The 13,991-nt window shown below is 44.0% G+C and carries 20 protein-coding genes and 1 pseudogene; 15 read left to right on the top strand and 6 right to left on the bottom strand.

Going from position 1 to position 13,991, the window contains the following annotated elements; genetic code table 11:
- The first annotated feature begins 4 nt into the window (after positions 1-4).
- From QOX44_RS15600 to QOX44_RS15550, 12 genes and pseudogenes are all read left to right on the top strand, one after another.
- Positions 5-148 (top strand): hypothetical protein, encoded by a 144-nt coding sequence (locus QOX44_RS15600; protein ID WP_283684462.1) that lies wholly within the window; start codon positions 5-7, stop codon positions 146-148.
- Positions 149-160: 12 nt separating this feature from the next.
- Positions 161-1,132, top strand: a complete 972-nt coding sequence (locus QOX44_RS15595) for a radical SAM protein (RefSeq protein ID WP_331488435.1) — start codon at positions 161-163, stop codon at positions 1,130-1,132.
- 104 nt (positions 1,133-1,236) lie between these two features.
- Complete coding sequence (gene rlmD, locus QOX44_RS15590) at positions 1,237-2,592, top strand: 23S rRNA (uracil(1939)-C(5))-methyltransferase RlmD (RefSeq protein WP_283684460.1); 1,356 nt, start codon at positions 1,237-1,239, stop codon at positions 2,590-2,592.
- A gap of 201 nt (positions 2,593-2,793) precedes the next feature.
- Positions 2,794-3,897: a helix-turn-helix transcriptional regulator gene (locus tag QOX44_RS15585; RefSeq protein WP_283684459.1), complete on the top strand. Its 1,104-nt coding sequence runs from the start codon at positions 2,794-2,796 to the stop codon at positions 3,895-3,897.
- Positions 3,894-5,612, top strand: coding sequence for an ABC transporter ATP-binding protein (locus QOX44_RS15580; protein ID WP_283684458.1), 1,719 nt, complete (start codon positions 3,894-3,896; stop codon positions 5,610-5,612). Before QOX44_RS15585 ends, QOX44_RS15580 begins: the two co-directional genes overlap by 4 nt.
- Positions 5,613-6,041: 429 nt before the next feature.
- A complete protein-coding gene (locus QOX44_RS18345) occupies positions 6,042-6,227 on the top strand; it encodes a hypothetical protein (protein ID WP_331488434.1) in 186 nt (61 codons plus the stop codon).
- A gap of 56 nt (positions 6,228-6,283) precedes the next feature.
- Positions 6,284-6,436: pseudogene (locus QOX44_RS18340) on the top strand (RNA methyltransferase); the annotation flags it as partial.
- Entirely contained in the window at positions 6,433-6,630 is a 198-nt protein-coding gene (locus QOX44_RS18270) for a DUF1016 N-terminal domain-containing protein (protein ID WP_334305528.1), read from the top strand. The pseudogene QOX44_RS18340 and the gene QOX44_RS18270, both read left to right, overlap by 4 nt.
- A gap of 267 nt (positions 6,631-6,897) precedes the next feature.
- On the top strand, positions 6,898-7,314 hold the full coding sequence (locus QOX44_RS15565) for a YjdF family protein (protein WP_283684456.1): 417 nt from the start codon (positions 6,898-6,900) through the stop codon (positions 7,312-7,314).
- A 66-nt stretch (positions 7,315-7,380) separates the two neighbouring features.
- Positions 7,381-8,013, top strand: coding sequence for a GyrI-like domain-containing protein (locus QOX44_RS15560; RefSeq protein WP_283684453.1), 633 nt, complete (start codon positions 7,381-7,383; stop codon positions 8,011-8,013).
- Positions 8,014-8,073: 60 nt separating this feature from the next.
- Complete coding sequence (locus tag QOX44_RS15555) at positions 8,074-8,571, top strand: DUF3795 domain-containing protein (protein ID WP_283684451.1); 498 nt, start codon at positions 8,074-8,076, stop codon at positions 8,569-8,571.
- Positions 8,572-8,679: 108 nt separating this feature from the next.
- Complete coding sequence (locus tag QOX44_RS15550; protein WP_283684448.1) at positions 8,680-8,802, top strand: hypothetical protein; 123 nt, start codon at positions 8,680-8,682, stop codon at positions 8,800-8,802.
- Positions 8,803-8,812: 10 nt separating this feature from the next.
- On the opposite strand, the gene QOX44_RS15545 is transcribed toward QOX44_RS15550, so the two are convergent.
- The 6 genes from QOX44_RS15545 to QOX44_RS15520 form a co-directional block, all read right to left on the bottom strand.
- Entirely contained in the window at positions 8,813-10,264 is a 1,452-nt protein-coding gene (locus QOX44_RS15545) for a recombinase family protein (RefSeq protein WP_283683307.1), read from the bottom strand.
- A 171-nt stretch (positions 10,265-10,435) separates the two neighbouring features.
- Positions 10,436-10,696 carry a DUF4160 domain-containing protein gene (locus QOX44_RS18265; RefSeq protein ID WP_334305527.1) on the bottom strand — a complete coding sequence of 87 codons (261 nt, stop codon included), beginning with the start codon at positions 10,694-10,696 and terminating at the stop codon, positions 10,436-10,438.
- Between the two features lies 1 nt (position 10,697).
- Positions 10,698-10,970, bottom strand: coding sequence for a hypothetical protein (locus tag QOX44_RS15535; RefSeq protein WP_283684444.1), 273 nt, complete (start codon positions 10,968-10,970; stop codon positions 10,698-10,700).
- Positions 10,971-11,090: 120 nt separating this feature from the next.
- Positions 11,091-12,170 carry a type I restriction endonuclease gene (locus tag QOX44_RS15530; RefSeq protein ID WP_283684443.1) on the bottom strand — a complete coding sequence of 360 codons (1,080 nt, stop codon included), beginning with the start codon at positions 12,168-12,170 and terminating at the stop codon, positions 11,091-11,093.
- 64 nt (positions 12,171-12,234) lie between these two features.
- Positions 12,235-12,660 carry an ImmA/IrrE family metallo-endopeptidase gene (locus tag QOX44_RS15525; protein WP_283684442.1) on the bottom strand — a complete coding sequence of 142 codons (426 nt, stop codon included), beginning with the start codon at positions 12,658-12,660 and terminating at the stop codon, positions 12,235-12,237.
- A 5-nt stretch (positions 12,661-12,665) separates the two neighbouring features.
- A complete protein-coding gene (locus QOX44_RS15520) occupies positions 12,666-13,079 on the bottom strand; it encodes a helix-turn-helix domain-containing protein (protein WP_283684440.1) in 414 nt (137 codons plus the stop codon).
- A gap of 204 nt (positions 13,080-13,283) precedes the next feature.
- Here QOX44_RS15520 and QOX44_RS15515 point away from each other — a divergent pair, with 204 nt between their 5' ends.
- The 3 genes from QOX44_RS15515 to QOX44_RS15505 all read left to right on the top strand — a co-directional run.
- A complete protein-coding gene (locus QOX44_RS15515) occupies positions 13,284-13,478 on the top strand; it encodes a helix-turn-helix domain-containing protein (RefSeq protein WP_283684438.1) in 195 nt (64 codons plus the stop codon).
- 139 nt (positions 13,479-13,617) lie between these two features.
- Positions 13,618-13,779 carry a hypothetical protein gene (locus QOX44_RS15510; RefSeq protein WP_283684436.1) on the top strand — a complete coding sequence of 54 codons (162 nt, stop codon included), beginning with the start codon at positions 13,618-13,620 and terminating at the stop codon, positions 13,777-13,779.
- Positions 13,780-13,801: 22 nt separating this feature from the next.
- Positions 13,802-13,991, top strand: a 190-nt coding sequence (locus QOX44_RS15505) for a hypothetical protein (RefSeq protein ID WP_283683426.1), incomplete at its 3' end; no start/stop codon positions are given.

The raw sequence follows: 13,991 nt of genomic DNA, 5'->3' as shown, positions 1-13,991 counted from the left end.
AAATATGGTAAGAACCGTTCGGCAGGAAAGAGACGGAGCGGTACGAAGAGAACAGGAAGGCGCCGGAAAATTACAGGCAGGCAAGAAACGATGCAGGCAGGAAACGATGCAGGCAAGAAACGATGCAGGTAGGAACGATGCAGCGTGAAGAGGGACCGTTATGCAGGAAAGAAGACAGGATTTACAGGGAAAACGAGAGTATGCTGCGAGAAGCGCCGCGGCATCTGAGCTGTGTATGCTCTGCCCGCGGGAATGCGGTGCGGACCGCAGGGCGGGAAAAAAGGGAGTCTGCCATACGAGTGACGAGCTTCTGGTTGCGCGCGCAGCGCTCCATATGTGGGAAGAGCCGTGTATCTCCGGCACGCAGGGATCCGGGACAGTATTCTTTTCCGGCTGTTCGCTGGGATGTATCTACTGTCAGAATCAGGAAATCTCCCGTGGGCACAGCGGAAAGGTCATAACCGTAGAACGTCTCGCAGAGATTTTTCTGGAGCTTCAGGAGAAGGGGGCAAACAATATTAATCTGGTGACTGCCGGCCATTATGTGCCGCAGGTATGCGCAGCGCTGCTTCTGGCAAAACGCCGGGGACTTTGCATCCCGATCGTCTATAACAGCAGTGGCTATGAAAAAGCAGAGACAGTAAGACAGCTGGAAGGTCTGGTGGATATTTATCTGCCGGACTTTAAATATATGGATGGACAGCTTGCACAGCGTTATTCACAGGCTGCAGACTATCCGCAGGTTGCGAAGGCGGCAGTCCGCGAGATGGTCCGGCAGTGCCCTGTGCCGGTATTTGACGGACAGGGACTGATGCAAAAGGGTGTGATCGTACGTCATCTGCTTTTGCCGGGACATGTGCGGGAAGCAAAGGCAGTTGTGCAGTACCTGTATGAGACGTATGGAGATCAGATCTATATCAGCATGATGAATCAATATACGCCAATGGCGGCAGCGGCGACGCAGGATCCTTTGCTTGGCAGAAGAGTGACTGCCCGGGAGTACGGGCGGCTGCTTGACTTTGCTGCAGAACTTGGTGTGACGCAGGGATTTTATCAGGAGGGAGAGACCGCGATGGAGAGCTTTATACCGCCCTTTGACTGTGAGGGCGTACTGCCGGAACAGAATACATGATAACGCCGGGGCAGGCAGGAGCCGCAGAGGATTGTGGAAGAACAGGAGACAGAAAAGCAGGACCGGGTTTTTGGTACGGCTGCGGGATAAGAATGGAGAACAATATGAGACAGAACCTCAGAAGCAGATCAGGAAAAAAGAATGGACTTGAAAACGGGAAAAGAGCCGGACAGAGCAGTAAGGAAGAAAGCAGAAGAAGAGATACACAAAGTAACAGATCAGGGGCAAGACAGGAAAGAGGGGCAGGAAGCAGAGAAGAGGTCAGGACAGACAGAAAAGACAGCAGAGTAAGGGGAAAAGCAGGAAAAGTGAGCGAAAAAGGATCAGCAAAATGCCCTGCGCAGAACGTATGCGGCGGCTGTCAGTATCTGCACCTGACAAATCAGCAGCAGCTGGCAGTAAAACAAAAGCAGGCAGAGGCGCTTTTGCAGTCCTTTTGTCCTGTACATAAGATAACCGGGATGGAGGATCCATACCATTACAGAAATAAGGTACATGCCGTTTTTTCGCATCATCGCGGCGAGGTAATCTCTGGCACGTATGCACAGGGGACGCACGAGGTGGTTCCGGTAGAGACGTGCCTTCTGGAGGATCAGCGGGCAGATGCGATCCTCGCGACAATCAGAAAGCTTTTGAAATCCTTTAAGATCAAGACGTACAATGAAGATACGGGATACGGACTGTTTCGCCATGCACTGATCCGTACGGCGCATGCGACGGGAGAGATCATGGTGGTGCTCGTGCTGGGCTCCCCGATCCTGCCTTCTAAAAATAATTTTGTCAGAGCGCTTCGAAAGGAACATCCGGAAATTACGACCATTATCTTAAATATCAATGATAAAAACACGAGTATGGTGCTCGGGGAAAAGGAAAGTATTTTATATGGAAAGGGATATATTGAAGACGTTCTGTGCGGGTGCAGATTCCGCATATCGGCAAAATCCTTTTATCAGATTAATTCCATTCAGACGGAGCAGCTGTACACGAAGGCAATGGAGCTGGCAGCTCTGACCGGAAAAGAGCGGGTGATCGACGCATACTGCGGGATCGGAACGATCGGAATGGTAGCTGCAAAACAGGCAGGAGAAGTGATCGGTGTAGAATTAAATCATGATGCGGTGCGTGATGCGATACGAAATGCAAAAATGAACGGGATGAAAAATATCCGGTTTTACGAGAATGACGCAGGCATTTTCATGACAGAGATGGCGCAGGCAGGCGGGCATGCAGACGTCGTATTTATGGATCCGCCGCGCGCAGGCAGCGATGAGGCGTTTCTTTCATCGGTTGTTTGCCTTTCACCAGACAGAATTATTTATATTTCCTGCAATCCGGAGACACAGGCGAGAGATCTCAGCTACCTGACCGACCACGGGTACCAGGTCAGGGGGGCGTGGCCGTATGACCTGTTTCCGTTTACAGGGCATGTGGAGACGATATGTTTATTGTCAAAACTTTAAAATCGGCAGCATCGAGGAATACAAAACGCCTGACTAAGATTTTGCCGTCGCAGGATTATCCTGCGGCGGTATTTTTACGCGTTCAGCCTGTGACTAAACTGCTGGTTCAAAAATATCTGAACTAATTATACCTGCGATACCTTCTTTATTCACAAATTCGTAGTACAATATAGATGCAAAGAAAAAAGGGGGTAGAAGAAAATGAAGTTATCACTTCCTGCTAATATAAGCAAATTACGAAAAGAACACTCCATGACACAGGAGCAGTTAGCGGAAGCCCTGGGTGTTACCTTCGCTTCTGTTTCAAAGTGGGAGCGTGGCGTAGCAACACCAGAATTAAATCTGATTGCAGAAATGGCGGATTTATTTGGTGTATCATTTGATGCACTTGTTGGTTATGAGATACAAAACGGAAGTGTGACTGCACTTGAAGAAAGAATACATCAGCTACAGCGTGAAAAGAAATACGATGAAGCTATCACGGAAGCAGAAAAAGCACTGATTCGTTATCCGAATGATTTTCGTATCGTTTATCGTGCCGGAGAATTGTATGCTGTTGCAAGTATTGAGCGAAGCAACGAAAAACTCCTGTTGCGCTGTATCGAACTGTTAGACCAATCCATTTTGCTTTTATCACAAAATAACGATCCTGATATTAGTGAGGTATCCATACAAAACGAGATTGCTCAATGTTATATTGGTCTCGGCAAACACAAAGAAGGAATTGAAATTCTAAAAAAGTATAATGTTGGCGGAGTCCACAACGCTCTCATTGCTATGGCCTATACAGGCAATCCTGGTTTTGACGTCAAAGATGCAGAGCCGTATATGGCAGGGGCATTCGGAAATATCCTTACATCAGCAGCTCGCACCATGATGGCTTATGCCAATTATTATTTTAAAAAAGAGAACTATGCATCAAGCCGTGATGCGCTGCTTTGGTTGGTGGATTTGCTTCAGGGAATTAAGATTGATAAAAATACGGTCGCATATGTCGATAAAGTGATTGCACCCTGTTATTCCGAGTGCGCAAACCTTTCCCTTCTTCTTGGTGAGTGGGAAAAAGTTGAACCATATTTGTGCCGTGCTTACGAGATTGCCAAAAGCTTTGATGCAGAACCCACTTATAAAGTCGGAAATATAAAGTTTTGCGTTGGTGACTTTGAAAAAGCCACTGCATACGACGATCTTGGTGAATCTGCCATTTCTTCGGTGGTAAAACAAATCACGCAAGAAAACAGAGACAAGCGGTTGATTCAAATTTGGAAAACGCTCGCCCAAGAAGAATCCTCGGAGGTAAAATGAAAAATACAAAGTCGGCTATTCGCCCATTCACAAAACAGTTTTATAAAGGAAATATCGCGAATTTTATTTTCACGTTGTGTGAAACCCTGCTCGGAGCGATTGAGGCTTTGCTCGTTTCGTGGTTGATACAACAGTTAATTGATCTGATCGGCGGATATGAGACCGGATTTAATCTGCTTCAGCTCACCATGATTACTCTGGTATTGATTGGAGGAATTGCAGTTGCCAATATCATCTCTTACCACTCCAAGCCGAAATTTATTACACGAGGAATTTCTCAATATAAGGAATATGTCTTTGGTGAACTCACAAAGAAAAACATATCCGCCTTTTCTGGTGAAAATTCTTCGACCTACATATCCGCACTTACAAATGATATTCAGACCATAGAGCAAGGCTACCTTTGGAATACCTTCTTAATGCTTGACAGTTTGCTTACCTTTATCGGTGCGATGGCTCTGATGGTATGGTACAGCCCACTGCTCACTTTGGCTGCGATTGGACTTTCTCTTTTGCCGCTGATTGCTTCCATTCTGACAGGCAATACGGTTGCAATGGAAGAAAAGAAGGTCTCGGACAGAAACGAAGCATACACTTCAACGTTAAGGGATAGCTTGGGCGGCTTCTCTGTTATCAAATCCTTTAAGGCTGAAGAACAGATGATTCGCCTTTTCAAAGAAAATGTACGGGAGCTTGCAAAGGCACAATGCAGAAAACACAAAATGCGTATCCTTGTTCAGATGTTTGGCTCTGTTGCAGGCATCACAGCACAGCTTGGCGTTTTCATTTTTGGAGCGTATCTTGCTTTATCTGGCAAAGGAGTTACCGCAGGTACGACAATGATATTTGTGCAGCTCATGAACTATGTCCTCAGTCCCATTGGCACGATACCTACTTGCATTGCAGAGAGAAAAGCGGCAAAAGCATTGATTGAAAAAATCGCAACTGCCCTCAATGCGAATGTCAGAGAAGAAAGCGAATCTGAACACAAAGAGCTTGCACATAGTATCACAGTAAAAGCTCTCTCTTTCGGCTATGAACCCGAAAAGCAAGTTCTTACAAATATCAATTACACTTTTGAACTTGGTAAAAAGTACGCCGTCGTTGGTGCATCGGGCAGCGGCAAATCGACATTGTTGAACCTGCTCATGGCGTCATATCAGAATTATGACGGAAAGATACTCTATGATGATACGGAACTGAGAAATATCAGTAGCAGTAACCTTTATGAAATCGAAAGTATCATTCAGCAGAATGTATTCGTGTTCAATGCAACGATTAAGGACAATATCACAATGTTCCGTGATTTCCCCGAAAAACAGATTAACGAGGCAATTCGTCTTTCCGGATTGTCAGCGTTGATTGAGGAAAAGGGAGCAGATTATCTGTGCGGTGAAAACGGAAGTGGACTCAGCGGCGGTGAGAAACAGCGTATTTCCATTGCACGTAGCTTGCTGAAAAAATCTCAGGTGCTTCTTGTGGACGAAGCCACGGCAGCCCTGGACGCCAAAACTGCATATCAAGTGTCAAGTGCAATTCTTTGTCTTAATGGTGTCACAAGCATCGTTGTTACTCATGCCCTCGATGAAGCTTTGCTAAAACGATACGATGGCATTATCACTTTGAAGAATGGTTCCATTGTTGAGACTGGCACATTTGATGAATTGATTGCGAAAAAAGGATATTTCTATTCGCTGTTCACGATTTCTCAATAACGCTCCTCTCATGAGCATCGGAGGCGATGCGGAAATTTTGACGCAGACAGTTTTTTGAAAATCCGTGAGTGCGTCAAATATGGGGGTTCCAAAGGGGCGAGCAGCATATCCTTTGGCACACGATTTTCCTTGGAAAGTCTGGTGTGTTATACCTTTGATGGCCGCTGACGCTGGAAAATGGGTGGAATGCTTCTTTACGAGTTCCTTCGGCGGCAGTAGAACAGGCTGATTTTGTCTGGCGAAAACTCTAAATGCAGGATTTCGCAGGGACAAGATCAGTCTGTTTGCGTGTAGGTGCTGTTTGATATTTTATGATGAAATAAACACTTTAACAGCACCAGAGAAAACAAAGGGATATATAAAGTAGATACAACAGCCATAGAGCAGGAGATTTCTAATTATGAGAAACAGTTTAGACAGAACTATTCTGTGAAATCCAGACTGATGGATGAGATTGATTCCCTTGACCCGGATGATAAACATTACATAAAACGAAAGTTAGACCTTGATGACCGGTTGTACAAGATGTATGATAAAATTGAAGATGCAGAAAATCTCTTGATCACAGCCAGAGCAAAGAAGATGATCATAGAAGCAGAAAAACTGACTAGATAATATCTATTGGGTACTGATATCAATGTCAAAGTCGAGTTTGGCGAGGGTGAGGGCAAAATACCGCATATATTTCGGAGGTAAAAAGGGATTTAGGCTTGCCAATGTATGATGCTCCTAACGCAGTAGAAGAACTGAAATAACCAAGGAAACATCCGATGGCCGAGAAAGTGGAAGCGATAAAGGATGTTTTGAGGTATTTTGGAATATAGGGAACGTAATTCTCCAATACAGCCAATGGGGAAACAAATTTGTTGAAACATTATCAAAAGATTTAAAAATGACTTATCCGAGTAGGGAAGGATACTCTGTTAGAAATCTTAACTATATGAAGCAATTTGCACGTCGAATACCATCTGAAGAAATTTTGCATCAGGGTGGTGCAAAATTGGTGGAACTCCGATGAATCAAAGGATTTTGTCAATGCAGAGTGATATAGTTTGGTGAAAGTGTATGTTTTCGCAAAAGCAAAGAGTTTGATAATAGAAACATAAAAATATGTTGCACCGTAAGATGCTTCATAAAGACGAAGATAAAAACGCAACGTATGTCTTGAAAGACGTACCAGAGCCGGTAGGTAGCCCGGCCGTCCTGTCTGCTATGGCAGGGTAAGTAACCTGCCCCTCCGGGTTGTCCATTCTTTGTCCATAACACATTTTAAGGAGGGAATGTTATGGATAGGACGTACGGGAAACTGACAGTGTATTTTGAAAATCCTTTTTGGGTAGGAGTCTTTGAGAGAATATCCAATGGAAAATTGTCAGTCTGCAAGGTCACATTTGGTGCAGAACCGAAAGATTATGAAGTTTGGGTATTCATCCTCAAACACTACTACGAGTTGAGCTTTAGTTCACCTATTGAAAATGTGGTAAAGCAAACGGCGGATAACCCAAAACGCAGACAGCGTAATGCCAGAAAACAATTACAGAATTTTGGTGTTGGAACAAAATCGCAGCAGGCTCTGCAGATGCAACGGGAGGAAAAGAAAGCCAGGCGTAAACAAATCAGCAAAGAACAGCGAGAGGCCAGACAGCAGCGCAAGTTTAATCAGAAACAGCAGAGGAGAAAAGAGAGGCACAGAGGTCATTGACAAGGAAAAGGCTTTCGCGAACCAGCATTCAGACAGGGATCAATCATTTGAAAGGAGTCAGTCTCTATGGCATTTGACTTTAAAAAGGAATACAAGGAATTCTATATGCCCAAGAATAAACCCGGTATTGTTACAGTACCGCCCATGAATTACATAGCAGTTCGGGGGCAGGGTGATCCGAACAGGGAGGATGGCGAATATAAGCAGTCTATCGGACTTTTGTATGGGATCGCTTTTACAATTAAGATGAGTAAAAAGGGCAGTCATCAGATAAAGGGGTATTTTGATTATGTGGTACCTCCGCTGGAAGGTTTCTGGTGGCAGGAGGGCACAGAGGGTATCGACTATACCCACAAAGAAAATTTCAAGTGGATTTCTGCGATCCGTCTGCCTGATTTTGTAACAAATGAAGATTTTGAATGGGCGGTACATGAGGCTGAGATTAAGAAGAAAACCGATTATTCAAAGGTGGAATTTATGACCTGTGACGAGGGGCTGTGTGTGCAGTGTATGCACATTGGCTCATATGACGAAGAGCCGGGGACGGTTTCACTTATGCATGAGTTTATGGAGAAAGAGGGATATGCGCTTGACATTACAGACAAACGTCTGCATCATGAAATCTACCTTTCTGATGCGAGGAGGGTTGCGCCTGAACGTCTCAAAACCGTGATCAGGCACCCGATCAAACGGAGGTGATTGGAGCATGAAAACAGTTTTGCTGTATGGATCAGGCGAAACGGCGAGGAGGCGGACGGCTTGAAGGATTTTAGGAGAGCAGATTTATTATTTTCCCTATGCGGTTTAAACTGTGGCTTATGTCCCATGCACTTGGACGGGCATTGCCCCGGATGCGGCGGCGGAGAGGGAAACCAGTCATGTAAAATAGCCAGATGCAGCCTGCAGCACGGGAAGGTGGAATATTGCAGTCGGTGTCAGGAATTTCCCTGCGAAAAATATGAGGAGATTGATACATTCGATTCATTTATCACACACCAGAACCAGAAAAGGGATCTGGTACGGCAGAAGGAAGCAGGCGCAGAGGCGTATCGGGCAGAACAGGAAGAAAAGCTGCGCTGCCTGCAGTGGCTGTTGAAGAATTGCAATGATGGGCGGAAAAAGACTTTTTTCTGTGTGGCTGTCAACCTTTTGCGCGCGGAGGATGTGAGGAATGTGCTGAAGCAGGCAGAATCTGACGGTGATTTTGAGGCGCTGTCATTAAAAGAGAAAGCTGCTTATATGGCAGGAAAATTTTAGAAGATAGCGGATGAGCAGGGCATTTTGCTGAAGCTAAGGAAGAAAAAGTGATCTTGCCCCTGATATCATTTCGATGAAAGGAAATTTTCAGGGGGAGGGGTAACAGACATGATTGAAGTATTATTTGGAGAAAGTGAAGCGGCATCCATGAAAGCGGCAAAAAGTAAGGCAGCAGTTGTCCATGTGGACCACCGTACTGCGGTAACCTATGGAACGCAGAAACGCCCGTAAAATAAGGGTTTCACAAACTTTCCTGACTATACAGATGAAACGAAAGAGTATTCTCTTTGCGGTTCCACACGATCTCCTCAACAACAGAGCGTATAAATACTCCTTTTATCTCATAATCGATAGCATCATTTTTCAGCACATCATACACGCTTTTGATCTGCTTGAGCATATCATTCTGACTGACAGTCTGGCTTGGCGCTTCAGTAGCCGCTGCATCATCAAGCAGAGCAGCGATCCGTCCCCGTTCAGCTGCGAGACGTTCTTTTCCGTACCGATATTCTTCGAGGGTGTCCACGCCTGCCTCATACGCTTCACGCAGCCTCTTTTCCCTGAAAGACAGCTTCTCAAGCTCTTTGCGGTACATATCAACTTCATCAAATTCCTGCATAGGGGCAGAAGAGCGGACTGTAAAAGAAAATTCTTCACCGTCGAGCAGACGTTCAAAGTATTCCAGTACACCGTCTATCAAAACTTTTTCTGTGATCCATGAGCTGCCCGGATGCATGCCCTTCGCATACTTCCAACATTGGAAGAACGGCTGCGTCGCCCTATTGTATCCGAGAGATGCGCCGCAGGTCGAGCATTTTACCAGACCGGACAGCCAATGCGCACAGGCAGATACATTGCGGCGTTTCTTTGGCGCGTAGGACGCGCTGAGACGGTCATTTGCAGCCTGAAACAGCTCAGGTGATATAAACGTATCATGTACACCATCACGCTCTATATCGTTCCATATAACCTTCCCGATGTAAAATCTGTTCTTTAAAATGTATGTCACGTTCCGCTTTTCAAAGGTGTTCCCTCTTTTGGTGAGGATATTCCGTCGGTTCAGGCTGCGTGCGATCGCTGTGACGTCGCGGTGTTTGTTTGCATACTGATCGAATATATATTTTACGATATCAGCCTCTTCGGGGACAACGGTAAACGGCAGGTTGTGTCCCGGCGATGCATAGCCAAGGCAGGGCGTTGTCTGGTAACCGCCGCGCATAGCCTTTTCCGTCATGCCGCGTCTCACTTCTCCTGATAGGTTGATCGAATAATATTCGTCCATCCACTCGATGATGCGCTCGATCAGGCTACCAAACGGACCGTCGATCAGCGGCTCGGTGATGCTGATCACGTCCACACCACATTGTCTGTGCAGCATAGATTTGTAGACGATGCTTTCTTCCTGATTGCGGGCAAACCGTGAGAACTTCCACACAAGGATAGCAGAGAAAGGACGGTCATCGGATTTTGCCATTGCGATCATACGCTGAAATTCCGGTCGTTTGTCGGCTTTCCTGCCGGATATACCGGAGTCAATGAAAATGTGATCCGGCTGGATCAGGATATTGTGCTTTTTGGCATATTCCAGGCCAAGGCGCTTCTGCGCGTCGGGGGAAAGTTCCTCCTGTTTGTCAGTACTCACGCGCACGTAGAGCGCGCCGTAGCGGAGCGATTCTGTTTGCTGCTGTTTCATATACATCATCCTCCCGTAAAACATATGAAAAAAGAGTATAAAAAATACACCTGTACAGGTGCCGGAGGAATGTGCTATAATCAATGCGTACTCATAAGCTATCATTCCTGCGGGACTGAATAGTTATCAGATTCCGCTCGGTGTTGGTCGCATCGGGCGGTTTTTGTATGTTTAGCAAAAGTAACGTATTTCTCCAAAGTAGGATATCCATTGATTTACTATGTCTGCACTTCTCGCTTCGATCATTCGCATGATATTGCGAAGCGTATGATTCGGTATGCGCGAAGTATTGTTGCATAGAAGGCATTTTCCAGTACTTGTAATCCATACCTTTGTTGCGTTTGCAGTTGGAGCGCCTTTTGCAATATGGACGTGGATGGGTTCAAGCGGTTTGTTTTCGTTTGTCCAGAAATAAATCCAGTATTCGCCCATTCTAAAAACTTGCGGCATTGTCGAATCCCCCTTCCTGCGAGAATTCCATGATTAAATGTGCAGTAGAGCGAATGATTTCTTCGAGTTTTGCAATGTCGTCGTCAGAGTACTGATACACATCTTCCCATTTGTAATCAGGCAGCCAACAGGTTGCATGCCGGAAACAATATTTTTCATCCGGCGTCTCAATATACACCTTCACTTTTCCGTCTGGTTTCATTTCGGAGTGTGTGATTTCGGTATTGTCGTTTAAGGTTAAAAGCGGATACATCATAGCGGCAACTCCTTTCCGATTGAATCATCAAAGTATTGTTCATTCTGCTGCCCGGGTAAGTATATTATTTTCAATGTGCCCCCTGCCGGAGCAGGGGAGTTTTTATTGCATTACTTCAAATTATTCTAAATAGCGTTTGACTACAGCTGTGAGTTGATCTTTGTATAAATAAAGATCATTTAAAGATTCTATTGTGTATTTTACAAATTTCTTATTTTCATCAGGAATTAAAATCCGCTTAATTTTGCGATCAAGATCGATTCGACATATTGGCTTTCGGTTGTTATCTTTATATAAAATTCCAAAATAACTTTCGGTATCTCGATGCACAATATCTTCAACTGGAATCACTCCTGCAAGTAGTCCACGGACTATATAGAACGCTTCAATCTCTTCTTCGGTCGTGAAAATTTTTGATTCTGGCTCTTCGGTATTAACGTCCTCAACGGCATCGGAAGTGCTCTGATTCTTGGAATCAGATGTATCAGAATCTGGAGTTAGGGCAGAAGAAATTTTCTGATTGACGATATCATTAATTAAACCTGTAAATGATTTCTTTACAATAGGGGTGAATTTATCAATTACCTTTTGTGTTTTTTGACCGTCATAAATATTGGTTAATAAAAAACGAACGAAAGAATCTGTTGGAGATTCCAGTTCATCGGTAATTACTTGTTTGATTAGGCTTGAGTATTTTAGTTCTTCTGCGGTACTAAAAATTCGTTCCTGATCAAAATTACTTTTACAAAATTTCTTTAATTCATTGATTTTTGCTTCCTTCAAGTTGAGCATATCCAACTCTAAAAATGGAACTAAATCCATCTTATTTGCTTCCTCGAGGTCTGTGTAAAATTTGTAACAGACACCATTGGTAAGAATCCCAAACTTTGCTGGGGTTGTGGAAAAATAGCGAAACAACTGAGACGAATGCTTGTCCAGAGTGTCACCGCACCACTTACACTCGATTAAAACAATCGGTTTTCCATCCTCTAAAATAGCATAGTCAACTTTTTCACCTTTCTTTATCCCGACATCTGCTGTATATTCCGGACAAAATTCGTCAGGGTTGAAGACATCATACCCTAGTATTTGAAAAAATGGAACAATCAAAGACATTTTAGTTCCCTCTTCAGTTTGAATAGAGGACAAGCGATCCTCAATTTTCGAAGCAAATGATTTAATATCTTCGTTAAAACCCATAATATTTCCTCTCCTTTATCATATAGTTTTTATTAAATCGCTGAAGCGGTTTAATTCGATTTTTTCAATGCCGCATGCGCAGTTCAATCAGCTTCTCATGATACCCGATTGCACGAGAGGCTTGCTCTGTCGTACAGTCGTTATATTCAGCAATCATATCATCAGGGACGAGAAGATACATAGCAAATAAATCTGCCTCTGTTTCGTAACGTGATGATTTGAAATGTGTGCGAGTATCCATAAAAATTGCATTTGTTCCTTTGTGCAGCATCATATGTCCTAATTCATGGGCCAAAACAAATTTTTTCTCATGTTCTGGCAGTTGCTCATCAATATAAATGATATTATTTCTCTGAAAGTATTGATAAAAACCGCGTACCCCGTCGAGTGGATAATAAACAAGTATAACATTCAAGCCCCGGATTATCTCGAACGGATTCCTGCTTTTGAAGAACCGAGCAAGATCGTCGGCTCTTTTTTTAATGTCCATGGGCATCAATCCTTTTTATACTTTTTCGGTGTGTATTTTTCCTTATTCTTTTTCTTCGCCAGTTCCATGCCAATCTGCATTGCAGATATGATGGACTCAACTGCCTCTGGCGAGGCAGGATCGCCGTCAAACATCAGACCTTCTTGATTTAATAGCTGTGTTCTGGTTTGTTCCAGAATTTTCTCAATGTCTCGTTCGTCTCTTGAGGTAAGTGTGTTTTCATCAGCCTCTTTACCCGTCATTAAATTGTCAACAGTCACATCCAAGCGTTCAGCTATTTGCTGAAGCTTTTCAACACTGGGGGTATTTTTATTAAATTTATTTATAGAACTTCTTGCAAATCCTAATTCTTGTTCTAAACGGTTAATTGATAATCCTTTTGTCTTAGCGATGTCTCTTATGTTTTCGTATAGTCCCATATACTACCTCAAAATTTTGCGCAATTATAGCTTGACATACGCAAAATCTTGTGTATAATAAAAATATAAGCTGCGCAAGATATTGCGTATATTGGTTTTTTGGTTTCAGTTGGTGGTACTTCTGATTTTAGAATATTTTACGCAAAAAGTCAATATAAATCTCAAAATTTTGCGCAACATAGAAAAAGAAGGAGGTGAAATTTGTTGATCTACGATAATGTCAAAAAAATATGCTCAGAAAAAAAGATAGCAATTTCCGAAATGGAAAGAGATTTGGGGTTTCCGAGAAGTTATATATGCAAATGGAATGAAAATGAGCCGGGAATTCGTAAAGTACAAAAGGTTGCTGATTACCTAAAAGTATCAATTGAAGAACTTCTGAGTATTGAGGCGGGGTGAGAGATAGAGAAAGTAAAAACTTTCAGAAATGAGGAGTTCGACTCAGTCCGCACAATCATGATAGAAGGTGGATTGTTTTTGATTGGTAACGCGGAACACAGACAACCCAGACAGCATAAAACAGTAGAGGGGTGGTGAAGTGGAAAAACCTACAATCATCAGCATGATCAAGATCAATGACGAATGGATCAATCAGAACGATGCGCCGCCGGATATCGCACATCAGATGATTGCTCAGACGATCATCCGTGCGGCGGCGAACATTGGATTTAAAGCTACAAGAAAAGAGAAAACCGCCTGATGGCGGAAAAGGAGGACAAACATTGTTAAAGAAACTGATCACGCTGCATGCTATCGCAGCGGCAGCAACAACGATCATCTACACGTGGATGACAAAAGGCGACTGGGCGTACATATTCGCGATGATGGCGCTTTATAACTGGGTGCTGGGGACGGCGGCGATCGCGGCGGACATACATCAGGACAGAAAGGTGAGGCATCATGGAAGAATCA

Source organism: Parablautia sp. Marseille-Q6255 (assembly GCF_951230155.1).
Lineage (GTDB): Bacteria > Bacillota > Clostridia > Lachnospirales > Lachnospiraceae > Choladousia.
Note: the sequence above shows the minus strand (reverse complement) of the source record. Positions and strands in the feature narration are given on the sequence as shown.